Raw genomic sequence first — 22,597 nt, 5'->3', positions numbered from 1 at the left:
GCGGCCAGACGGCCCCCTGGCCACTCGGGCCAGTGATCGGGACGCCTCCGGCGGGGTATCCGGGCGGCAGGAATGGCACTTGTCGGGTTACCGTTCGAGTGGCCGTTGCGGGCTTGTGCCGTTTGACACGGGGGCGGGTTGTACCGTCACACTCCGCAGCGTCGCCGTACTGCGACCGAGTGCCGACCGGAGAGAAGAGCCAAGTTGTCCCCGACTAGCGAGACCGCACAGGGCGGCCGCCGACTCGTCATCGTCGAGTCCCCTGCCAAGGCGAAGACGATCAAGGGCTACCTCGGCCCGGGATACGTCGTCGAGGCGAGCGTCGGGCACATCCGCGACCTCCCGAACGGGGCCGCCGAGGTCCCCGACAAGTACACGGGCGAGGTCCGCCGCCTCGGTGTGGACGTCGAGCACGACTTCCAGCCGATCTACGTCGTCAACGCGGACAAGAAGGCGCAGGTCAAGAAGCTCAAGGACCTGCTGGCCGAGTCCGACGAGCTCTTCCTCGCCACCGATGAGGACCGCGAGGGCGAAGCCATCGCGTGGCACCTGCAGGAAGTCCTCAAGCCCAAGGTCCCCGTCCACCGGATGGTCTTCCACGAGATCACCAAGGACGCGATCCGCGAGGCCGTCGCCAACCCGCGCGAGCTGAACCAGCGCATGGTCGACGCCCAGGAGACCCGCCGCATCCTCGACCGCCTCTACGGCTACGAGGTCTCGCCGGTCCTGTGGAAGAAGGTCATGCCGAAGCTGTCGGCGGGCCGCGTCCAGTCCGTCGCCACCCGCCTCGTCGTCGAGCGGGAGCGCGAGCGCATCGCCTTCCGCTCCGCCGAGTACTGGGACCTGACCGGCACCTTCTCCACGGGCCGGGCCGGCGACCCCTCCGACCCGTCGACGCTCGTCGCGCGGCTGAACACCGTCGACGGCCGGCGCGTCGCCCAGGGTCGCGACTTCGGCGCGAACGGGCAGCTGAAGAGCGATGTGCTGCACCTCGACGAGGCGAACGCGCGGGCCCTGGCCGCCGCGCTCGCGGACAGCTCGTTCGCCGTCCGCTCGGTCGAGTCCAAGCCGTACCGCCGCTCCCCGTACGCCCCCTTCCGTACGACTACGCTCCAGCAGGAGGCCTCGCGCAAGCTCGGCCTCGGTGCCAAGGCGTGCATGCAGGTGGCGCAGAAGCTGTACGAGAACGGCTTCATCACCTACATGCGTACGGACTCCACCACGCTCTCGGACACCGCCGTCACGGCGGCCCGCGCGCAGGTCACGCAGCTGTACGGGGCCGACTACCTGCCGGAGAAGGCCCGCGTCTACGCCGGCAAGGTCAAGAACGCGCAGGAGGCGCACGAGGCGATTCGTCCTTCGGGTGATCGTTTCCGCACGCCCGCCGAGACCGGCCTGACCGGCGACCAGTTCCGCCTCTACGAGCTGATCTGGAAGCGGACCGTCGCCTCCCAGATGAAGGACGCGACCGGCAACTCGGTCACCGTCAGGATCGGCGGCACGGCCTCCGACGGCCGGGACGCCGAGTTCAGCGCCTCCGGCAAGACGATCACCTTCCACGGCTTCATGAAGGCGTACGTCGAGGGCGCGGACGACCCGAACGCCGAGCTCGACGACCGCGAGCGGCGCCTGCCGCAGGTCGCGGAGGGCGACGCACTGGCCGCCGACGAGATCACCGCGGACGGCCACGCGACCAAGCCGCCGGCCCGCTACACCGAGGCCTCGCTGGTCAAGGAGCTGGAGGAGCGGGAGATCGGCCGCCCGTCGACGTACGCGTCGATCATCGGCACGATCCTGGACCGCGGCTACGTCTTCAAGAAGGGCACGGCGCTCGTGCCGTCCTTCCTGTCGTTCGCCGTCGTCAACCTCCTGGAGAAGCACTTCGGCCGGCTCGTCGACTACGACTTCACGGCGAAGATGGAGGACGACCTCGACCGCATCGCGCGCGGCGAGGCCCAGGCCGTGCCGTGGCTGAAGCGCTTCTACTTCGGTGCGGAGGGCGACGCGGCGCAGGCGGCCGGGCCGGTCGACGGCGACCACCTCGGCGGTCTGAAGGAGCTGGTCACGGACCTGGGCGCGATCGACGCCCGGGAGATCTCCTCCTTCCCCGTCGGGGAGGGCATCGTTCTGCGCGTGGGCCGGTACGGGCCGTACGTGGAGCGGGGCGAGAAGGACGCCGAGGGCCACCAGCGCGCGGACGTCCCGGACGACCTGGCCCCGGACGAGCTGACGATCGCGTACGCGGAGGAGCTCTTCGCGAAGCCGAGCGGCGAGTTCCAGCTCGGTACGGACCCGGTCAGCGGCAACCAGATCGTCGCCAAGGACGGCCGCTACGGGCCGTACGTGACGGAGATCCTGCCCGAGGGCACGCCGAAGACCGGCAAGAACGCGGTGAAGGCGCGCACGGCGTCCCTGTTCAAGTCGATGTCGCTGGACACGGTGACCCTCGACGAGGCGCTGAAGCTGATGTCGCTGCCGCGGGTCGTGGGCGCGGACGCCGAGGGCGTGGAGATCACCGCGCAGAACGGCCGCTACGGCCCGTACCTGAAGAAGGGCACGGACAGCCGCTCCCTGGAGACGGAGGACCAGCTCTTCACGATCACGCTGGACGAGGCGCTGGCGATCTACGCCCAGCCGAAGCAGCGGGGCCGCGCGGCCGCCAAGCCGCCGCTGAAGGAACTGGGCACGGACCCGGTCAGCGAGCGCCCGGTGGTGGTGAAGGACGGCCGGTTCGGTCCGTACGTGACGGACGGCGAGACGAACGCGACGCTGCGGCGGGACGACGACGTCGAGACGATCACGCCGGAGCGGGGCTACGAGCTGCTCGCGGAGAAGCGGGCGAAGGGCCCGGCCAAGAAGACCGTGAAGAAGGCCGCGGCCAAGAAGACGACGACGGCCAAGAAGACGGCCGCCAAGAAGACCACGACGGCCAAGAAGACGGTCGCCAAGAAGACGACGACGGCGAAGAAGACGGCAGCCAAGAAGACGACCGCCACCCCGCCCGCGGAGTCCTGACGCCCCGACGACGCGGGGCCCGATGGGGGCGCGCGGAACTGCGCGAGCGACCCCGACGGGTCCCCGTCAGGGGCGCGGGGAACTGTGCGAGCGCCCCCGGCGGGCCCCCCGTCAGGGGCGCGGCGAACTGCGCGCCAGCGACCCCGACGCTCTCGCACCCGGCGTACGCGCGGCCCGCCCCGCACACCGGCGCGCCAGCAAGGCGCGGGCGCCCGGCCGGGGCGCCGCAGGGGGCACCCCGGGGCCTCGCCCCGGGGTTATCCACAGCCCTCCGCACCGGCCCAGCGCAGCGGATAGGCTGGGCGGATGACGCGAGCCGAGCAGCCGACTGGCGTGACCGCCCCCCCGAACCCCTCCTACGACGAAGCCCTCGCCGCGGACTCCCGCGAGCGGGCGCTGCGCGCCCTGCTGCGCACCCCCAGGTTGCGCCGCCTGTGGAGCGCCCAGCTGGTCAGCGGCATCGGCGATGCGCTCGCCCTGCTGGTCCTGGTGGTGCTCGCCTTCCAGGCGGCCGTCTCCCAAGGCACCTTCGGCACCGGCTACCGGGGCTGGGCCCTGGCCGTCGCCGCCGTCTTCGGGGTCCGGATCCTCGCCACCCTGCTCTTCGGCGCCGTCCTGCTCGGCCCGCTGGCCAAGCTCACCGCGGCCGGCGGCCCGCTCGACCGCCGCTGGACGATGGCCGGGGCGGACGGGCTGCGGATCGCCCTGTTCGTCGTGGCCCCGCTCTGGCTCGACTGGATCCCGGCCCACGCGCTGACCGCGCTGCTGGCCACCGTCTTCGTCGGCGGTGCCGCCGAGCGGCTGTGGACCGTGGCCAAGGACAGCGCGGCTCCCGCGCTGCTGCCCGAGCCGCCGCCGGAGGGCGCGACCGTACGGCCGCTGCCCGACCACCTCGACGCCCTGCGCCGGCTGACGCTGCGCACCACGTTCGCCACGATGCCCGCCGCCGCGGCCGCGCTGCTCGCCGCGACGCTGATCGGCAAGGTGCTCGGCCTCGGCGTGGACTGGTTCGCCGCGAACCAGGCCGCCCTCGGCTCGTACGTGGCCGCCGGCCTGTTCGCCGCCTCGCTGTCGCTGCTGATGCCGCTGGTCCTGCCCGGCGAGAAGACGCCGCGCCCGCGCTCCCCGCTGGAGGGCCTGCGGGCCCCCAAGGCGGGGGACCGCCCGGACAAGGGCCGCACGGGCGCGATCCCGCTGCTCGTGCTGGCCTGCGCCGCCGTCGCCGGGGCGGTGGCCAGCGCCGCCGCCGTGGCCGTGCTGCAGGCGTCCGACCTGGGCGGTGGCCCGGCCACCTTCGCCCTGCTCGTGCTGGCCCTGCTCGGCGGCACCGGCGCCGGCATCCGCGCCACGCAGGCCGGCAAGGTCCTGCCGACCCTGTCCCGGCGCCGGCTGCTGGCCCTCACCATCGCCGTGACCGGCACCGCGCTGCTGCTGGCCGGCCTGGTGACGGACCTGGCGACCGTGGTGTTCCTGTCGCTGCTCGCCGGCCTCGCCGCGGGCGTGGCCGCCAACACCGGGCACACCCTGCTGGACCAGGAGACCGAGGAGTTCCGCAGGGCCCGCGTCACCGAGCACCTCCAGGCCGTCGTCCGGGTGGCGGTGGCCCTAGGCGCCGTCCTCGGCCCGGTCGTGGCCGCGGGGATCGGCCCGCACCGGCTGGCCTTCGCGGGCCTGGTCTTCGCGTACGGCGGCGCCGCGTACACCCTGATGATCGTCGGCGCGCTGCTGCTGCCGGCCGCCGTCGTGGTGCTCGTCAAGGCCGACGACCGGGCCGGCGTACCGCTGCGCCGTGACGTGCGCGAGGCGCTGCGCGGTGGGGAGCCCGACCAGGCGCCGTCCGGCACCGGCTTCTTCATCGCCCTGGAGGGCGGCGACGGCGCCGGCAAGTCCACCCAGGTCCAGGCACTGGCCGAGTGGATCCGGGGCAAGGGCCACGAGGTCGTCGTGACGCGGGAGCCCGGCGCCACCCCGATCGGCAAGCGGCTGCGCGCGATCCTCCTCGACGTCTCCTCGGCCGGGCTGTCCAACCGCGCCGAGGCCCTGCTGTACGCAGCGGACCGGGCCGAGCACGTCGACTCGGTGGTCCGGCCCGCCCTGCAGCGCGGCGCGGTCGTCATCAGCGACCGCTACATCGACTCCTCGGTCGCCTACCAGGGCGCCGGCCGCGACCTGTCGCCGACCGAGATCGCCCGCATCTCGCGCTGGGCGACGGACGGGCTCGTACCGAACCTGACCGTGCTGCTCGACGTGTCCCCCGAGACCGCCCGGGAGCGGTTCACGGAGGCCCCCGACCGGCTGGAGTCGGAGCCCGCGGAGTTCCACCAGCGGGTCCGCTCCGGCTTCCTGACCCTCGCCGCCGCCGACCCCGGCCGCTACCTGGTGGTCGACGCCGGGCAGGACCCGGAGTCGGTGGCCACGGTCGTCCGGCACCGCCTGGACCGCATGCTGCCGCTGTCGGAGGCCGAGCGGGCCGCGCAGGCCGAGGCCCGGCGGCGCGCCGAGGAGGAAGCCCGGCGCAGGGCCGAGGAGGAGGCGGCGCGCAAGGCGGAGGAGGAGCGGCTGCGGGCCGAGGAGGAGGCCCGCAGGGCCCGCGAGGCCGAAGAGGCCCGGCGCAGGGCCGAGGAAGAGGCCGCCCGCAAGGCGGAAGAGGAGCGGCTGCGCGCCGAGGAGGAGGAACGCGCCCGGGCCGAGGCCGAGCGGCGCCGCGCCGAGGCCGAGGCCAAGGCTCGCGCGGCGGAGCAGGAGCGGCTGCGCCGGCAGGCGGAGGAGGAGGCCCGGCTGCGCGCCGAGGCCGAAGAGCGCCGAAGGGAGAAGCAGCGGCGGGCCGAGGAGGCCCTGCTGAAGGCCGAGGAGGCGCGCCGACAGGCGGAGGCCCAGGCGGCGGCCGCCGCCGCGGCCGCGGCCGCCCGGACCCCGCAGCCCCCGGCCGAGGCGGCCCCGGCCGCTCCCGCCCTGAAGGTGTCCATGACCAAGGAGCCGCATCCGCATCCGGACGACGCGGTGACGGTCGAGACCCCGCTGGTCGGGACCCAGCCCCCGCCGGCCAAGGCGCCGGTGGACAAGCGGGTCGTCCGGCCCGACGACGTGACCCAGACCGTGCCGATGCCGAAGGCCGACCCGGTGGCGGAGACCTCCGTGCTGCCCGCCGTCGACGCCTCCGGAGCCCTGGACGAGACGGCCGTACTGCCGCCCGTACGGCCTTCCGGGACGCCCGCGTCGTCCGGCGAGCAGGCGTACTCCGCCGTGCGGCCGACGGCCCGGCGTCCCCAGGAGGACCCGGCCGACCGGGTGCCGCCGGGCATCTTCAGGGACTCCGGTGACGACGTGACCCGTGAGCTCCCGCTCCTCGACGACGAGGGCGGCCGGCCGGGCCGTCCGCGCCCGTCCTGGGCCGAGGAGACCCCGCTGGACGACCTGCCGACCCTGGCGGACGAACTGCTGGGCGGCCACCGGGACGACGAGGACGACCAGGACGGCCCGCGCCGCCGCTGACGTGGGCGCTGCCGCCGGCGCGGCGGGGACTGTCGGCGGCAGGCGCCACACTGGGTAGGCGGCGACGAGCGGCACGAGCGGCCGGCCGTACGGACACGACGGCCTGCAAGGGCAACGGCAAGGGCAAGTGAAAGGCGGTGGGCGGGATGCCCGTGTGGGACGACCTGGTGGGCCAGGAGCGGGTACAGGCGCAGCTGGCCGCCGCGGCCCGTGACGCGGACGCCCTGGTCACCGCCGTCGGCGCCGGGCAGGAGCCGCCGGCCGCGTCGAAGATGACGCACGCCTGGCTGTTCACCGGCCCTCCCGGATCCGGCCGGGCCACCGCCGCCCGTGCCTTCGCGGCGGCACTGCAGTGCACCAGCCCCGACCGCGCCCTCGGGGGCGAGCCGGGCTGCGGGTTCTGCGACGGCTGCCACACGACCATGGTCGGCACGCACGCCGACGTCGAGGTCGTCCGTACGGACCTGCTGTCCATCGGCGTCAAGGAGACCCGCGACCTGGTCCGCCGGGCCCAGCTGTCCCCGGCCGTCGGGCGCTGGCAGGTCATCGTCCTGGAGGACTCCGATCGGCTCACCGAGGGCGCGGCCAACGTCCTCCTCAAGGCCGTGGAGGAGCCCGCCCCGCGCACCGTGTGGCTGCTGTGCGCGCCCTCGATGGAGGACGTGCTGCCCACCATCCGCTCCCGCTGCCGGATGCTGACGCTGCGCACCCCGTCCGTGTCGGCCGTCGCCGACCTGCTGGTCCGCCGCGACGGCGTCGAGCCCGGCGTCGCCGCCTTCGCCGCCCGCGCCACGCAGGGGCACATCGACCGGGCCCGCCGGCTCGCCCAGGACGAGGGGGCCCGGACCCGCCGGACCACCGTGCTGAAGCTTCCGCTCCGGGTTGACGACGTGGGGGGCTGCCTCAAGGCCGCCCAGGAGCTCGTCGACGCCGCCGCCGAGGACGCCAAGGTGCTCGCGGAGGAGGTCGACGCCAAGGAGACCGAGGAGCTCAAGGCCGCACTCGGCGCCGGGGCGGGCACGAGCGGCCGGCTTCCGCGCGGCACGGCGGGCGTGATGAAGGAGCTGGAGGACCGGCAGAAGCGCCGCCGCACCCGCACCCAGCGCGACAGCCTCGACCTGGCGCTGACCGACCTCACCGGCTTCTACCGGGACGTGCTGGCCCTGCAGCTCGGCTCCCCCCTCGCCATCGCGAACGAGGACCTCCGCGCGGACCTCGACCGGGTCGCCCGTGCCGGCGGCCCCGAGCGCACCCTGCGCCGGATCGAGGCCATCAGCGCCTGCCGCGAGGCCCTCGATCGCAACGTGGCGCCGCTCCTCGCGGTCGAGGCGATGACGATGGCCCTCCGCGCAGGCTGAGACGGCCGACCGCCCCCGGCCGGCGGCCCCGCCCACTGCCCACTGCCCACTGCCCACTGCCCACTGCCGGCGGCACAGGCCGCCGGCTCCTCCGGCTGACGCACTGGTTGACCGTTCACCCGTACGGGCGACCCGGCGCGCCGGGGCCCGGACTCCCGGTCCGTACAGCCGGTCCGGGGCGGCCACCGGACGGCGGACCCCCGGCCACCGCACCGCCGACCGGCCGATCGCCCCGGCAGGACGTAGGCTCCGGGAATGGACACCAGTCGCCTGCTGCGCACCACCGGAACCGTGATCGCAGCCGCCGGGCTGCTGCTCTCCGGCTGCACCTCGGACGGTTCGGCGGGCTCCCGGGCCGCCGCGTCCGCCACCCGGGGCACCGCGCCGACGGCCCGGCCGGCGGCCGTCCCGGCGGCCCTGCGCCCGTACTACGAGCAGAAGCCGAGCTGGCGCGACTGCGGTGTCCCCGGCTTCCAGTGCGCCACGATGAAGGCCCCGCTGGACTACTCCCGCCCCGACTCCGGCCAGGACGTCGAGATCGCCGTGTCCCGCCGCACCGCCACCGGGCCGGGCAAGCGGCTCGGCTCGCTCGTCGTCAACCCGGGCGGCCCCGGCGGTTCCGGCATCGGCTACCTCCAGGCGTATGCGGGGATCGGCTACCCCGAGGCGGTCCGCGCCCGCTACGACATGGTCTCCTTCGACCCGCGCGGGGTCGACCGCAGCAACCCGGTCGAGTGCCTGACCGGCCCGGCGATGGACGCGTACACGCAGGTCGACCAGACCCCCGACGACGCCGCGGAGCGGGCGGCCCTGGTGGCGTCCTTCAAGGAGTTCGCGGCCGGCTGCCAGGAGCGCTCGCGGCGGATCCTGCCGCACGTCTCCACCGTCGACACCGCACGCGACATGGACATGCTCCGCGCGGTGCTGGGCGACGAGAAGCTCACGTACGTCGGGGCCTCGTACGGCACCTTCCTCGGGGCCACGTACGCGGACCTCTTCCCCGGCCGGGTCGGCCGGCTGGTCCTGGACGGCGCCATGGACCCCTCCCGCTCCGCCCTCGACATGAACCGGGACCAGACCGAAGGCTTCGAGACGGCCTTCCGCTCCTTCGCCAGGGACTGCGCCAAGCAGCCCGACTGCCCGCTCGGAAAGGGCAGCCCCGAGGCGATCGCCGAACGCCTCCAGGCCTTCTTCGACACGCTCGACGCCAAGCCGGTGCCGAGCGGCGACCCGAAGCGCCCGCTGGGCGAGTCCCTCGCCACGACCGGGGTGATCGCCGCCCTGTACGACGAGAGCGCGTGGCCGCAGCTGCGCCAGGCGCTCGCGACGGCGATGGAGGGCGACGGCTCCGGCCTCCTCGGCCTCGCCGACAGCTACTACGAGCGGGAGGCGGACGGAAAGTACGCCAACCTGATGTACGCCAACGCCGCCGTGAACTGCCTCGACCAGCCGCCGGCCTTCTCCGGCCCCGACGCGGTCGTCGAATCCCTCCCGTCCTTCCGCAAGGCCTCCCCGGTCTTCGGCGCGGGCCTCGCCTGGGCCTCGCTGAACTGCGCGTACTGGCCGGTCAAGGCCACCGGCGAGGCCCGCGCGCTGGCGGCGAAGGGGGCCCCGCCGATCGTGGTGGTCGGCACCCTCCGCGACCCGGCCACCCCGTACAAGTGGGCGCAGTCCCTGGCGGGCCAGCTCGACTCGGGCGTCCTGCTCACGTACGACGGCGACGGCCACACGGCCTACGGCCGCGGCAGCACCTGCATCGACAACGCGCTGAACACCTACCTCCTGGACGGCAAGCCCCCGGCAAACGGCAAAAAGTGCGCGTAGCGATCACGTGGTTCGGGGCACCCTGTTCGAGCCTGTAGACTAGGCGCCGCTGCTGATGAGCGAACCCCAGGGGTCCTCTCATTGCCCAGCGGTGCCGCCTTAGCTCAGTTGGCCAGAGCAACGCACTCGTAATGCGTAGGTCTCGGGTTCGAATCCCGAAGGCGGCTCCACGAAAACCCCGGCTCGGATCCGTCCGAGCCGGGGTTTTGTGGTTCAGAGGACCCGCTTCCTCCATCGGTACGTCCACGGTGCCGGACCCGTACGGGTGGCCCACGGGCGGGCTTGGCGAAGAACGAGGTCGTGACGATTGCCGCAACGTGGGCGCCGTGGGTGCTGGAACAGGTGCCACCGAAGCGTTGCATGTCGGGAGAGCCGACCTTCGTCGTCGGACCGTACCTCTTGCACTGGGTTCGGGGTTCTGGGTTCTGGGTTGGGCCGTACGGGTAGCGGTCGCCGGCTTTTGGGGGGCGGGCTAGCTTGGAATGGCTGGACCTGGACCTGGACCCGGACGTCGCGTGGCAGGAGGCCGGGCATGACGACACGGTTGCGCAGGGCGGCGGTGGCGGGAGCTGCCGCGGTGGGGCTGCTGGCGGCGCCCTTGGGAGCGGGGACCGGGTACGCACTGGACGCGGACCCCCGGACGGCTCGCGCCGCGGCGGTTTCGGCGCCCACGCCGCAGGACGAGTTCCCGCAGCTCACCCCGGCGGTGGCCCGGCAACTGGACCGGGCGGTGCGGAAGGTGCTGGCCGAGGCCAAGGTGCCCGGCGTGATGGTGGCCCTGTCCGCGCCGGGCAAGGGCGAGTACGTCCGCTCCTTCGGCGTCGCCGACAAGTCGACCGGCCAGCCCATGACCACCAACCTGTACATGCGGATCGGCAGCGAGACCAAGACGTTCACCGTCACCGGCCTGCTGGAGCTGGTCGACCAGGGCAAGGTGGGTCTGGACGACCCGATCGGGAAGTACGTCTCCGGCGTCCCGAACGGCGACCGCATCACCCTGCGCGAGCTGGCCGGGATGCGCAGCGGGCTCTACAACTACTCGGAGGACGACGGCTTCGACAAGGCGCTGACGAGCAATCCGCGCAGGCCGTTCACCCCGCAGGAGTTGCTGTCGTACTCCTTCAGGCACCCGGTGATGTTCGAGCCGAACGCCAAGTTCTCCTACAGCAACACCAACCTGATCCTGCTCGGCCTGGTGATCGAGAAGGTCAGCGGGATGAGGCTCAACGACTACATCGACAAGTACGTCACCACGCCCGCCGGGCTGCCGCACACCGTCTTCCCCGTCGGAGCCGAGTTCCCGACGCCGCACGCGCAGGGGTACACCGACCAGACCGCCGACGGGAAGGTGCAGGACGCCACCGACTGGAACCCGTCCTGGGCCTGGGCGGCCGGCGCGATGATCTCCGACCTCCCCGACCTGCGCAAGTGGGCCCGGACCCTCGCCACCGGCACGCTGCTGGAGGCCAGGACCCAGGCCGAGCGGCTCAAGGTCGTCGACGCGCTGCCCGGGACCGGATACGGGCTGGGCATCTTCAACGTGCAGGGGTGGATAGGTCACAACGGCTCGTTGCCCGGCTACCAGTCGCTGACGGTGTTCCTGCCCGAGGCCCAGGCCACCCTGGTCGTGCTGCTCAACACCGACATCACCGCCGCGGGCGAGGAGCCCAGCACGCTCTTCGGTCGGGCCATCACGGAGATCGTGACTCCCGAGCACGTCTTCGACCTGCCGGCGCAGGGCGGACCGGGGAGCCCCGAACCGACGCCGGCGCCGAAGTCCGCGCCGAAGTCCGCGCCGTCGCGGTGAAACGTTCCCCCACCTCCGCCGCGTCAGAAAGGTGAGACGGGCGTGAGGGGGAGCGGATGCGGCAGGGACGCAAGGACGGGTTCCGCGAGTTCGCGGCGGGCCGATCGGGGCACCTGTACCGGTCGGCCTGCCTCCTGACGAGCGGGGACACCCACCTCGCGGAGGACCTCGTCCAGGAGACCCTGGGGCGGATGTACCTGCTCTGGGGGCGGATCTCCCGCATCGACAACCCGGCCGCGTACGCGCAGACGGTCCTCGTACGGACCTTCCTGACGCACCGCAGGCGCCGCTCGGCGGCGGAACGCCCGGTCGGGGACCTCCCCGAGCAGCCGGACGTGCCGACGGCGACGGGCGGTACCGAGCCGGAGCTGCGGCTCACGCTCCTCCAGGCACTGGGGAACCTGCCGCCCAAGGACCGGGCGGTGCTCGTGCTGCGGTACTGGGAGGACCGCAGCATCGAGGAGACCGCCGACGCGATGAACTCCTCCCCCGCGGCGGTACGCACCCGCACCACGCGGGCGCTGGCCCGGCTGCGGGAGGAACTCGGCGGTCCGCTGTCGGAGTTCGTGGGATGGTGAGCGCCGCCCGACCGCCCGCGCCCGCCGGCCCTCCTTTCGTCCTCCCGCTCCTCCTGCCCTCACTACTCGGTGGAAGGTCTGGTCCCGTATGGCTTTCGAAGATGAGCTCGGCGACGCCCTGCGGCGCGTCGGGGACGGTTTCGCCGCCGACGAAGCGGCCCTCGCCGCAGCCGGCGAGCGGCACGGGCGGCGGCTGGCGGCCCGGCGCCGCGCGGTCGTGGTCGGCGGGTCGGCGCTGGCCCTGGCCCTGATCGGGGTGGGCGGCGGCTACACCAGCGGCCTGTTCGGCGGCGGCAGCGGGTCCGCCGCGGCGCAGGTGCTGCCCGCCGACCCGGTCGCCGGAAACGGGAGCGGAAGCGAAAGCGGATCCGGAGTTCAGGGACGCGGGCCCGGTAGTGGGGCCGTGAGCGCCGCGCAGCTGGTCGGCGTTCTCGAGCAGTTGCTTCCGGGCGGCACCCTGACCGGTACCCGGGCCCGCGGCACCGGCGACCAGCCGGGGCCGATGGTGTCCGGGGTGTACGACGACGGCAAGGGCCGGGCGGCCGTCGCCGTCGGCCTCTCTCGCGTCGACCCCAAGGGCCGGACCGCGGACGCGGCCGTCACCTGTCAGGAGAAGTCCCGGGTGCAGTACGACGGGTGCGAGGCCGTCACCCTTCCGGACGGGGCGAGGCTCATGGTCTTCCAGGGCTACGAACGCTCCGACCGGAGCGCGCCCACCAAGCGGTGGGAGGCGGTGCTGGTCACCGTCGAGGGCTTCCGGGTGGAGGTGCAGGAGTGGAACGCCCCCGCCCAGAAGGACGAGGCCGTGTCGCGCCAGCAACCGCCCCTGGACAAGGCGGGGTTGAAGGCGGTGGCGACCTCGCCGTTGTGGCTGCCGGCCCTGAAGGACCTGCCGGCCGCGGCGCCCGAAGAGCAGCGCCCCCCTGTCCTGGCCGGGGTGCGGGACGCGGCGGTGGCCCTCCAGGCGCTGCTGCCCGCGGACGGGGTCACGATCACGAAGCGGGGTGGCACGTCCGACTACGCCTACGCCGTGCTCGACGACGGCCGGGGCGGCTCCCTCGTCGAGGCCAACGTGCAGACGGGGATGGGCGAGTTGCTGGCGCGGCGCTTCGCCGGATCCCAGACGACCGTGCTGCCGGACGGCACCAGGGTCCGTACGGAGAAGACGGCCGGTGAGAAGGGTGGCGCGGGCGTCGTCATGTGGACCGTGGACACGCTGCGTACGGACGGCCGTCGCGTGGTGGTCTCCGCGTTCAACACCCCCGACCAGAACGCGGCGGCGACCCGGGCCGAGCCGCTGCTGACGATCGAACAACTCCGGAAGATCGCCCTCGACCCCAGGTGGCTCGCCTGAGGCGGAGGCGATGCGATGCAGGTGGAAGCGGAGGCGGATCAGCAGGCCCGGGGCGGGCCTACTTGGCGTCGGCGTAGCACTCCACGATCGCCGTAGTGAACGGGAACCGGACCGGGGTGTCGCCGAAGGCGATCCGCCCGGCCCGGTCCCCGGCGGCACGGATCGCCTCGGCGACGGCCTCGGCCTCCTCGGCCGGGCAGTGCACGATCACCTCGTCGTGTTGGAAGAACACCAGCTCGGCCCGCATCCCGGCGGCGGCGATGGACTGCCGCAGCGCCGCCAGGGCCAGCAGCGCCCAGTCGGCGGCGCTGCCCTGTACGACGAAGTTGCGGGTGAAGCGGCCGCGGGCCCGGGAGTCGGTGGAGGCGTAGCTCGGGGTCCAGCCGTCCTCCCGGCGGTCCTGCGGGAGGCCCGCCTCCCCGGGGCCGCCCGCGTACCCGGCCTCGCCGCCCTCCGCGTCCCCGGTGTCGCCGCGGCGGGCCGGGGGCGGGCAGGTGCGGCCCAGCCAGGTGCGTACGAGGCGGCCCTCCTCGCCGGCCTTCGCGGCGTCGTCCACGTACGCCACGGCCTGCGGGAAGCGGCGGCGCAGCGCGGCCAGGTTCTTCAGGCCGTCGCCGGAGGTCTGGCCGTACACCGCGCCGAGGACGGCCAGCTTGGCCTGGTCGCGGTCGCCGGAGAAGCCCTGCCGGGAGATGGCCGTGTACAGGTCCTCCCGGCGGCCGGCCACCTCCATGAACGCCGGGTCGCGGGAGATCGCGGCCAGGACGCGCGGCTCCATCTGGTCGGCGTCGGCGACGACCAGCCGCCAGCCCGGGTCGGCGACGACCGCCCGGCGGATCACCTTGGGGATCTGCAGGGCGCCGCCGCCGTTGGTGACCCAGCGGCCGGTCAGGGTGCCGCCGGGGACGAACCCGGGGCGGAAGCGGCCCTCGCGGACCCAGTCCTTGAGCCAGCTCCAGCCGTGGGCGGTGTAGATCCGGTACAGCTTCTTGTACGCGATGAGGGGCGCGACCGCGGGATGGTCCAGGCCCTCGATCTCCCAGCGGCGGGTGGAGGTGAGCCGGATCCCCGCCGCGGCGAACGCCTTGACGACGTCGGCGGGCAGGTCCGGGCGCACGCGGCGGCCGAACGCGGCGGAGACCTCGTCCGCCAGCTCGGCGAGGCGGCGGGGTTCGCCGCCGCCGGCGTAGCGCTCGCCGAGGAGCTCGGTGAGCAGGGCGCGGTGGACGTCCGCCCGCCAGGGCAGCCCGGCGCGGTTCATCTCGGCGGCGATCAGGAACGCCGCCGACTCCGCCGCCGTCAGCAGGCGCATGCGGTCGGGGTGGGCGGTGGCCGCGTGCCGCCTTTCCTGGTCCTCGTAGACGGCGATCAGCGCGTCGAGGGGCAGCGGATCGGGCCGCGGCTCGAAGAGGGAGTCCTGCGCGCCGGGCGTGGCGGCCCGCGCCGGGGGGTCGGGCGGGACCGGGGCGCCGGTGAGGCGGGCCCAGGCGGCGGCCGCCGAGCGGGGCTCGCCGGAGCGGCCTTCGTGGCCGAGGAGCAGGAGCTCGGCGTCCTCGACGTCGTAGCAGCGGTCCACGCGGATGCCGGCGGCGAGCAGGCGGGGGTAGACGGCCTGGGTGGAGCGCCAGATCCAGCGGGTGGCGGCGGGGGCGGCACGCACGGCTTCGGCGGGGTCGGCGACCGTGATCCGGGGGGTGCGGGTGGGGGTGGGTGTGGCGGCTGGTGCGGGGGTGAGGGGGGTGGCGTGCCACCGGCCCTCGGCGTCTTCGGCCAGGGCCCACCGTGGGGGGCGGTCGCTCATGCATGCGAGTGTCCCACCGTGGTCTGACAGGCCTCCGCCGCCGCACCGGGGCTCCGCCCCGCCGGGCCCCGCGCCTCAAACGCCGGCGGGGCTGGAGGGGCCGGGGCCGAGTGGATGGGCGGGGCCGTGTCGCGTGGGCGGGGCCGCGTGGACCGTGGGGGAGGGGAGGGGGTGGTGGTGGGGGCGTGGGAGGGTTGGGGGGTGGAGGATGTTGTGGGGCGGGCTTGTGAGGCCGCGCTGTACGGGCAGGACGACGCAGGGCTCGACGCCGGGGCCTCGTTGCTCGCCGCCGATCCCGGCCGCTGGGCCGAGGTCGGGCGGGGGCTGTTGGCACGCGGCGAGGCGTACGTGCGCCAGGCCTGGGAGCGCGGCTGGCAGCCCGCGGACGTGCTGCGGCTGGTGCGCCGGGACCTCGGCGACCGGCATGTGCGGATCACCCGCGACCTGGTCGGCGGCGAGGCGCGGCGCTACGCCCGGCTGCCCGGGCGGTGGACCGACGCCGAGGCGTGGTGGACGGACGACACGCGGTACGCGGAGCAGCTCGCCCAGCGGGAGAGGGCGGACCGGTTCGCCCTGGCCACGGCCTTCCTGGAGGTGTTCCGGCTGCTGATCCGGCTGCCGTCCGTCGAGCCGGTGGGCCCGCTCCCCGGCGACCCGGCGGCCGACGCCCTGGAACACGCCCATGCGCACATCGAGCCGCGCATGCTCGGCCGTATCCGCGCGCTGCTCGCCAAGGCCGAGGCGACCACCTACCCGGAGGAGGCGGAGGCGCTCAGCGCCAAGGCGCAGGAGCTCATGGCCCGGCACACCGTCGACGAGGCGCTGCTCGCGGCCGGCGGGAAGGGGCCCGCGCAGCTGCCGGCGGCCTGCCGGATCGGGGTGGAGCCGCCGTACGAGGAGGCCAAGGCGGTGCTGCTCGACGCGGTCGCCACCGCGAACCGGTGCCGGGCGGTGTGGAACAGCGCCTTCGAGTTCTCCACGGTGGTCGGCTTCGAGAGCGACATCGAGGCGGTGGAGCTGCTCTACACCTCGCTGCTCGTGCAGGGCACGGCCGCGATGACCCGGGCCGAGGCCGAGCAGCGAGCCGGCGGACGCAAGCGGACCAAGACGTTCCGGCAGTCGTTCCTGCTGGCCTACGCCAGCCGCCTCGGCCGCCGCCTCGCCGAGACCGCCGAGCACACCGCGTCCGAGGCTCCGGACAACCTGCCCGCCCTGGTGGCCCGCGACGTCGCCGTCACGGCGCGGGCGGACGAGATGTTCCCCCGCACCACGACCACCCGGCTGCGCGGGGCCACGGACCTCGCGGGGTGGAACGACGGGACGGCGGCCGCCGACCGGGCGCAGGTGCACCACCGACGGGACCGGCCGCTTCCGCGCTAGCCCTCGTCCGCCCCAGAAAGTGATCAAGAGAGCACCCTCCGCGTGCACGTGCATCTGCCCATGCAGCTACCCATGAACACAGCTATGATCCGGTGGAGTTGACATCTGCACTATCGGGGGCTTCCTGTGGACCACGCGTACAACGGGATGGCAGCTGCAGAACTCGACGGCGTGACCTGGCAGAAGAGCAGACACAGCAACTCGCAAGGGTCCTGTGTGGAGTTCGCCAAGCTGCCGGGGGGTGCCGTCGCCGTGCGCAACTCCCGCTTTCCTGACGGACCGGCACTCGTCTACACGCCGGCCGAGATCGAGGCGCTGCTGCTGGGCGTCAAGGACGGCGAGTTCGACCACCTGATCAGCTGAGCGGCGGACCGGGGCGGGCTCGCGAGCGGACCCGTACCCCTCAGGAAACGTGCCACCGATCAAGCCGTGCACGTGCACCGGCCGGAACCGATCGCCATGATCGATTCCGGCCGGTTGGCCCGTTCCCGCGCTCCGTTTCCCGCAGGTTCACGCCCGCTTTCCGGCCCGGTCGGCGCCGGCCCCGCCGCGGGCCGCTACTCGGGGAGCATGAACAGCGCCCACACGACCTTGCCGGTCAGCCGCCCCGCGAGCGGGTGCCAGCCCCAGCTGTCGCTGTAGGCGTCCACCAGGAACAGCCCGCGCCCCGACTCCAGGTCGCAGTTCTCCCGGGTGCGCTCCGGTTCGAACGATCCGCCCGGTCGGTCCTCGCTGGGGTCGCGCACCGCGCACACCAGCCGCGAGCTCCACCGCATCAGGTGCAGCCGCACGGCCGCCTCGAGTTCGCCGCTCCCGGCCGCCGCCGACCGTGAATCCCCTGGTAGGGCGTGGCGCAGCGCGTTGGTGACCAGCTCGGAGACGACCAGGGCCACATCGTCGAAGCGGTCGTCGAGGCCCCACTGGGACAGGGTCGACCGGGTGAACGAACGGGCTCCGCGGACCGCTTCGAAGCGGGCGGGCAGGGAGCAGGAGGCGGACCCGGACACAGCCGTGGGGTCGACCGGGGGCAGCCCCTGCCGTAACGGCTCGAGCATGGTCGATCCATTCGTCCCCATGCGAGGCACTCCCGGGATTCGCGGACGTGGCGGCGGCTTGCGTCCAGAAAGAACTGCGGGGTGGGTCCGGCGCCGGCGCGAAGAGCACGCAGGTGCGCGGCACCATCGTTCCGAATGCAGAAGCTGGATGCAAGGGCAGATGCACGTGCACGCGCCGGACCTGTCCCTTCCCGTGATGGTTCTTGCTCATTTCTTCCTACGCGTACTTACGGACTTCTTTTGCGGCAGCCCGGATTCCGTTACAGAACGAGTACGGGCCGATGCGTTTTGGTGGCAGACTGCGGGGCCTGGGGTTCGGGGGCCCAGCGACGCAGCACACGCGCAGACCACGCGTATCCATGGCGATGGGGAGGGCAGGACTAGTGACCGCAGAAGCAGGCGGTTCCGTGGTGCGCCGCATCCTCCTGGGCTCACAGCTCAGGCGACTCCGAGAATCCCGGGGCATCACCCGTGAGGCGGCCGGCTACTCGATCCGCGCATCAGAATCGAAGATCAGCCGCTTGGAGTTGGGAAGGGTGAGTTTCAAGGCACGAGACGTCGAGGACCTCCTCACGCTCTACGGGGTCACGGACGGCGCGGAGCGCGAGTCGCTCCTCGGCCTCGTCCGGGAGGCCAACGCGGCCGGATGGTGGCACAGTTACGGCGACGTGCTGCCGTCCTGGTTCCAGACCTACATCGGACTGGAGGGCGCGGCCTCGCTCATCCGGATCTACGAAGTCCAGTTCGTCCACGGCCTGTTGCAGACCGAGGCGTACGCCCAGGCCGTCGTCAGCCGCGGCATGCCCGGCGCCTCCCAGGCGGAGATCGACCGCCGCGTCGCGCTGCGCCTGGAGCGCCAGAAGGTGCTCGTCTCCGAGAGCGCCCCGGTCTTCCACGCCGTCCTCGACGAGGCCGCCCTGCGCCGCCCGTACGGGGGCCGCGACGTCATGCGCGGCCAGCTGGAGCACCTCATCGAGGTCTCGCAGCGACCCAACGTGCAGTTGCAGGTGATGCCGTTCTCCTTCGGCGGCCACTCCGGCGAGAGCGGCGCCTTCACCCTGCTGCGCTTCCCCGAGTCCGACCTCCAGGACATCGTGTACCTGGAGCAGCTCACCAGTGCCCTCTACCTCGACAAGGAAGAGGAGGTCGGGCAGTACGAGCGGGCGATGACCCGGCTCCAGGCGGACTGCCCCGACCCCGACCAGACCCGCGATCTCCTGCGCGGCCTACTCCAACTGTCTTGATTCGCACGTAGTATGACGTCTGATCAGTGCATGACCGATCGGTCTGACGGTGCAGCGCACGGGTGCGCGCTGGCAGTAAGGGATGGCATGTCCATATTCGACGACCTGGCTCACCAGTACATCGACGGCACATGGCAGGCCGGCACCGGTTCGTGGGACATCATCGACGTCAACCCGTACAACGGGGAGAAGCTCGCGGCCATCACCGTTGCCACCGTCGAGCAGGTGGACCAGGCCTACCGCGCCGCCGAGCGCGCGCAGAGAGACTGGGCCGCCACCAGCCCCTACGCCAGACGGGCCGTCCTGGAACGGCTCCTGCGGATCGTCGAGGAGCGGGAGAAGGAACTCGTCGAGGCGATGATCGACGAGCTCGGCGGCACCCGCTCCAAGGCCGAGTACGAGATCCACCTCGCCAAGGAGTTCGTCCGCGAGGCGATGCAGCTGGCCGTCCGCCCCGAGGGCCGGATCCTGATCTCGCCGGTCGAGGGGAAGGAGAGCCGCGTCCAGCGGCTCCCCGTCGGGGTGGTCACCGTGATCAGCCCCTTCAACTTCCCCTTCCTGGTCACCCTGAAGTCGGTGGCCCCGGCCCTGGCCCTGGGCAACGCCGTCGTGGTCAAGCCGAACCAGAACGCCCCCGTGATCGGCGGCGGGGTCATCGCCAAGCTCTTCGAGGACGCGGGCCTGCCGCCCGGGCTCCTCAGCGTGCTCGTCACCGACATCGCCGAGATCGGGGACGCCCTCCTGACCCACCCGGTCCCCAAGGTGATCTCCTTCGCCGGCTCCGACCGCGTCGGCCGGCACGTCGGCGCCGTCGCCGCCCGCCACTTCAAGCGGACCGTCCTGGAGCTCAGCGGCAACAGCGCCCTGGTCGTCCTCGACGACGCGGACATCGACTACGCCGTGGACGCGGCCGTCTTCAGTCGCTTCGTCTACCAGGGCCAGGTCTGCATGGCCGCCAACCGGATCCTGGTCGACGCCTCCGTCGCCGAGGAGTTCACCGAGAAGTTCGCCGCCCGGGTCCGCGGACTGAAGACCGGCGACCCCCGCGAGGCCGACACCCACATCGGCCCGCTGATCAACTCCTTCCAGGCCGAGGCGCTCACCGCGCTCGTGGACCGGGCCGTGGAATCCGGCGCCCGGGCGCTCGTACGCGGCTCTACGCGCGGCAACCTGGTCGAACCCACCGTGCTGACCGGGATCCCCGAGGACTCCCCGCTGCTCGGCCAGGAGATCTTCGGCCCCGTCGCCCTGCTGATGGTCTTCGACGGCGAGGAAGAGGCCGTGGCCATGGCCAACGCGACCCCGTACGGGCTGTCCGGCGCCGTCCACACGCGGGACGTGGAGCGCGGCGTCCGCTTCGCCCAGCGCATCGAGACCGGGATGATGCACGTCAACGACTCCACCATCGGCGACGAGCCGCTGGCGGCGTTCGGCGGGGAGAAGGCCTCCGGGCTCGGCCGGCTGAACGGCGAGGCCACGGTCGAGGCCTTCACCACCCAGAAATGGATCTCGGTGCAGCACGGCAGGAGCACCTTCCCGCTCTGACCGAGGCCCGCTCTAGACTCGGCAGGACCGGCACTCGGCCGGGTCGGCGGCGGGCAGCGCTTCGGGGGAGTTTCGAGTTGAGCAACATTCCGGAGACGGGTCGGACGCCCCGGGTCCAGAACCGTCTGGTGGTCATCCAGGTGGTCGTCTTCTCGCTGCTGCTCACCCTCGGCGGCCGCCTGTGGTACCTCCAGATCCGCAACGGCCAGGAGTACACCGACGAGGCGAAGAACAACCACGTCCAGCAGGTCGTCCAGCCCGCCGTGCGCGGCTCGATCCTCGACGCCCGCGGCGTCCCCCTCGCCGACAACGAGACCCGCATGGTGGTCTCCGCCAGCCGCACCGAGCTGAGCAAGATGAAGGACCGGGGCAAGGACGTCCTCACCCGTCTCGCGGGCGTCCTGGGCCTGCCGCCGGAGGGCGTCGTCAACAGCGTCCGGCTGTGCGACGCCAAGACCCCGAAGCCCTGCTGGAACGGTTCGCCGTACCAGCCGATCCCGATCACCGCCGAGGCCACCACCGACCAGGTCCTGGAGATACGGGAGCACGCGGAGCGGTTCCCGGGCATCACCGCCGAGCCGACCGCCCTGCGCCGCTACCCCGCCCCGGACCAGGCCAACACCTCCCAGGTGCTCGGCTACCTCTCGCCCGTCACCGACGCGGAGATCACCAAGGCGAAGAAGACCGACTCCCCGTACCTGCGCTCCGACCAGGTCGGCCGCTCCGGCCTGGAGCGCACGTACGACAAGGAGCTGCGCGGCAAGGCCGGCGTCACCCGCTACGAGGTCGACAACCTCGGCCGCGTCATCGGGCTGGCCCAGGCCGACAAGCCCACGCCCGGCGCGAACGTCGTCACCTCCATCGACTCGCGCGTGCAGGCCGTCGCCGAGCGCGAGCTGGCGTACGCCATGGCCGAGGCCCGCAAGACGTACGACAAGAACACGCGCCGCAACTACGAGGCCGACTCGGGCGCCGTCGTCGTCATGGAGGCCAAGACCGGCCGCATCGTCGCGATGGCCTCCAGCCCGACCTACGACCCGGGCCTGTGGGTCGGCGGCATCTCCGCCAAGGACTACGCCTCCCTCACCGCCAAGGAGTCCAACTACCCGCTGCTGAACCGGGCGATCCAGGGCCAGGCCGCCCCCGGCTCCATCTTCAAGGTGGTCTCCTCGACGGCCGCGGTCAACGCCGGCTACCCCTTCGACGGCCGCTACCCCTGCCCCAGCTCCTACTCCGTGGGCGGCCAGACCTTCACCAACTTCGAGTCCCAGGGCTACGGCGACATCAACATCGGCCGCGCCCTGGAGGTCTCCTGCGACACGGTCTACTACGCCCTCGCCGACAAGGAGTGGAAGAAGGACGGCGGCATCAACCCGAAGAAGGACCCCAAGGACTGGTTCCTGAAGACGGCCCACGAGTTCGGCCTCGGCAAGCCGACCGGCGTCGACCTGCCCAACGAGGTAGCCGGCCGGGTCCCCGACCGCCAGTGGAAGAAGGACTTCTTCGAGGCCAACAAGGCCGCCTGGTGCCGGGACGGCAAGAAGGACGGCAGCTTCGCCGAGAAGATCGCCTACGAGAACTGCCGCCAGGGCAACCAGCTGCGCGAGGGCGACGCCATCAACTACTCCATCGGCCAGGGCGACACCCTCGTCACCCCGATCCAGATGGCCTCGATCTACGCGGCCATCGCCAACGGCGGCACCCTGCACCAGCCCACCATCGGCAAGGCGATCGTCAGCGCCGACGGCACCTCGGTCAAGGAGATCGCCCCGAAGGAGCAGGCCCGGCTGCCCATGGACGCCGAACTGCGCGACGACATCGACCGGGCCCTCGCCTCCGTGGTCACCTCCGGCAGCGCGGCCTGGAGGTTCGGCGGCTGGCCGCAGAAGCAGATCCCGATGCACGCCAAGACCGGCACCGCCGAGGTCCAGGGCAAGCAGACCACCTCCTGGTTCGCCTCGTACACCGAGGACTACTCGATCGTGATGACGATCTCCCAGGGCGGTACCGGCTCCGGTGCCTCCGGTCCGGCCGTCCGCAAGATCTACGAGGCGATGTACGGCCTCGACGAGAAGGGCGGCCAGGACCTGTCCAAGGCCCTCCTGCCCAAGCCGATGACCGAACTCCCGGCGATCCGCCCGGAC

Annotated in this window: 13 protein-coding genes, 1 tRNA gene and 2 pseudogenes; 13 read left to right on the top strand and 3 right to left on the bottom strand. The window is 72.9% G+C overall.

Annotated features, from left to right (window positions below; genetic code table 11):
• Nucleotides 1–204: 204 nt before the first annotated feature.
• From topA to ACSHWO_RS15760, 5 genes are all read left to right on the top strand, one after another.
• A complete protein-coding gene (topA, locus tag ACSHWO_RS15780) occupies nucleotides 205–3,015 on the top strand; it encodes a type I DNA topoisomerase (RefSeq protein WP_438312538.1) in 2,811 nt (936 codons plus the stop codon).
• 306 nt (nucleotides 3,016–3,321) lie between these two features.
• Nucleotides 3,322–6,507, top strand: a complete 3,186-nt coding sequence (gene tmk / locus ACSHWO_RS15775; protein ID WP_438312536.1) for a dTMP kinase — start codon at nucleotides 3,322–3,324, stop codon at nucleotides 6,505–6,507.
• 146 nt (nucleotides 6,508–6,653) lie between these two features.
• Nucleotides 6,654–7,865 (top strand): DNA polymerase III subunit delta', encoded by a 1,212-nt coding sequence (locus tag ACSHWO_RS15770; RefSeq protein ID WP_361096498.1) that lies wholly within the window; start codon nucleotides 6,654–6,656, stop codon nucleotides 7,863–7,865.
• Nucleotides 7,866–8,120: 255 nt separating this feature from the next.
• The gene (locus tag ACSHWO_RS15765) at nucleotides 8,121–9,689 is read left to right on the top strand and encodes an alpha/beta hydrolase (RefSeq protein WP_438312534.1); all 1,569 of its coding nucleotides are present in this window, start codon (nucleotides 8,121–8,123) and stop codon (nucleotides 9,687–9,689) included.
• A gap of 93 nt (nucleotides 9,690–9,782) precedes the next feature.
• Nucleotides 9,783–9,859 (top strand) — tRNA-Thr (locus ACSHWO_RS15760).
• Between the two features lie 114 nt (nucleotides 9,860–9,973).
• Here ACSHWO_RS15760 and ACSHWO_RS15755 read toward each other — a convergent pair.
• Nucleotides 9,974–10,231, bottom strand: a pseudogene (locus ACSHWO_RS15755) (hypothetical protein); the annotation flags it as partial.
• On the opposite strand from ACSHWO_RS15755, the gene ACSHWO_RS15750 reads away from it, so the two are divergent.
• From ACSHWO_RS15750 to ACSHWO_RS15740, 3 genes are all read left to right on the top strand, one after another.
• Nucleotides 10,222–11,496, top strand: coding sequence for a serine hydrolase domain-containing protein (locus ACSHWO_RS15750; RefSeq protein WP_438312531.1), 1,275 nt, complete (start codon nucleotides 10,222–10,224; stop codon nucleotides 11,494–11,496). The pseudogene ACSHWO_RS15755 and the gene ACSHWO_RS15750 overlap by 10 nt on opposite strands.
• 56 nt (nucleotides 11,497–11,552) lie before the next feature.
• Entirely contained in the window at nucleotides 11,553–12,074 is a 522-nt protein-coding gene (locus tag ACSHWO_RS15745) for a SigE family RNA polymerase sigma factor (RefSeq protein ID WP_438312529.1), read from the top strand.
• A gap of 88 nt (nucleotides 12,075–12,162) precedes the next feature.
• On the top strand, nucleotides 12,163–13,428 hold the full coding sequence (locus tag ACSHWO_RS15740) for a hypothetical protein (protein ID WP_438312527.1): 1,266 nt from the start codon (nucleotides 12,163–12,165) through the stop codon (nucleotides 13,426–13,428).
• A 58-nt stretch (nucleotides 13,429–13,486) separates the two neighbouring features.
• Here the strand turns inward: ACSHWO_RS15740 and ACSHWO_RS15735 are convergent, their stop codons facing one another.
• Nucleotides 13,487–15,229, bottom strand: a complete 1,743-nt coding sequence (locus ACSHWO_RS15735; RefSeq protein WP_438312524.1) for a bifunctional 3'-5' exonuclease/DNA polymerase — start codon at nucleotides 15,227–15,229, stop codon at nucleotides 13,487–13,489.
• A gap of 201 nt (nucleotides 15,230–15,430) precedes the next feature.
• On the opposite strand from ACSHWO_RS15735, the gene ACSHWO_RS15730 reads away from it, so the two are divergent.
• Nucleotides 15,431–16,609: a DUF2786 domain-containing protein gene (locus ACSHWO_RS15730; protein ID WP_438312521.1), complete on the top strand. Its 1,179-nt coding sequence runs from the start codon at nucleotides 15,431–15,433 to the stop codon at nucleotides 16,607–16,609.
• Nucleotides 16,610–16,756: 147 nt separating this feature from the next.
• The gene (locus ACSHWO_RS15725; RefSeq protein WP_360631634.1) at nucleotides 16,757–16,972 is read left to right on the top strand and encodes a DUF397 domain-containing protein; all 216 of its coding nucleotides are present in this window, start codon (nucleotides 16,757–16,759) and stop codon (nucleotides 16,970–16,972) included.
• A gap of 194 nt (nucleotides 16,973–17,166) precedes the next feature.
• Here the strand turns inward: ACSHWO_RS15725 and ACSHWO_RS15720 are convergent, their stop codons facing one another.
• A complete protein-coding gene (locus ACSHWO_RS15720; protein WP_438312519.1) occupies nucleotides 17,167–17,685 on the bottom strand; it encodes an ATP-binding protein in 519 nt (172 codons plus the stop codon).
• A gap of 344 nt (nucleotides 17,686–18,029) precedes the next feature.
• On the opposite strand from ACSHWO_RS15720, the gene ACSHWO_RS15715 reads away from it, so the two are divergent.
• The 3 genes and pseudogenes from ACSHWO_RS15715 to mrdA form a co-directional block, all read left to right on the top strand.
• Nucleotides 18,030–18,908: a helix-turn-helix domain-containing protein gene (locus tag ACSHWO_RS15715; protein WP_361096719.1), complete on the top strand. Its 879-nt coding sequence runs from the start codon at nucleotides 18,030–18,032 to the stop codon at nucleotides 18,906–18,908.
• Between the two features lie 87 nt (nucleotides 18,909–18,995).
• Nucleotides 18,996–20,453: an aldehyde dehydrogenase family protein gene (locus ACSHWO_RS15710; protein ID WP_361096527.1), complete on the top strand. Its 1,458-nt coding sequence runs from the start codon at nucleotides 18,996–18,998 to the stop codon at nucleotides 20,451–20,453.
• Between the two features lie 77 nt (nucleotides 20,454–20,530).
• Nucleotides 20,531–22,597, top strand: a pseudogene (gene mrdA, locus ACSHWO_RS15705) (penicillin-binding protein 2); the annotation flags it as partial.

The sequence above is a fragment of the Streptomyces pallidus (ex Mingjun et al. 2026) genome (assembly GCF_051550185.1).
Classification (GTDB): Bacteria; Actinomycetota; Actinomycetes; order Streptomycetales; family Streptomycetaceae; genus Streptomyces.
This window is presented reverse-complemented; position numbering and strand designations above follow the sequence as displayed.

Bases quoted from the DNA above. Each gene is read 5' to 3' on its own strand.
- ACSHWO_RS15770 (WP_361096498.1), top strand. From the start codon at position 6,654: ATGCCCGTGTGGGACGACCTGGTGGGCCAGGAGCGGGTACAGGCGCAG.
- ACSHWO_RS15710 (WP_361096527.1), top strand. From the start codon at position 18,996: ATGTCCATATTCGACGACCTGGCTCACCAGTACATCGACGGCACATGG.
- ACSHWO_RS15720 (WP_438312519.1), bottom strand. From the start codon at position 17,685: ATGGGGACGAATGGATCGACCATGCTCGAGCCGTTACGGCAGGGGCTG.
- ACSHWO_RS15745 (WP_438312529.1), top strand. From the start codon at position 11,553: ATGCGGCAGGGACGCAAGGACGGGTTCCGCGAGTTCGCGGCGGGCCGA.
- ACSHWO_RS15725 (WP_360631634.1), top strand. From the start codon at position 16,757: ATGGCAGCTGCAGAACTCGACGGCGTGACCTGGCAGAAGAGCAGACAC.
- ACSHWO_RS15740 (WP_438312527.1), top strand. From the start codon at position 12,163: ATGGCTTTCGAAGATGAGCTCGGCGACGCCCTGCGGCGCGTCGGGGAC.
- ACSHWO_RS15765 (WP_438312534.1), top strand. From the start codon at position 8,121: ATGGACACCAGTCGCCTGCTGCGCACCACCGGAACCGTGATCGCAGCC.
- ACSHWO_RS15750 (WP_438312531.1), top strand. From the start codon at position 10,222: ATGACGACACGGTTGCGCAGGGCGGCGGTGGCGGGAGCTGCCGCGGTG.
- ACSHWO_RS15735 (WP_438312524.1), bottom strand. From the start codon at position 15,229: ATGAGCGACCGCCCCCCACGGTGGGCCCTGGCCGAAGACGCCGAGGGC.
- tmk (WP_438312536.1), top strand. From the start codon at position 3,322: ATGACGCGAGCCGAGCAGCCGACTGGCGTGACCGCCCCCCCGAACCCC.
- ACSHWO_RS15715 (WP_361096719.1), top strand. From the start codon at position 18,030: ATGGGGAGGGCAGGACTAGTGACCGCAGAAGCAGGCGGTTCCGTGGTG.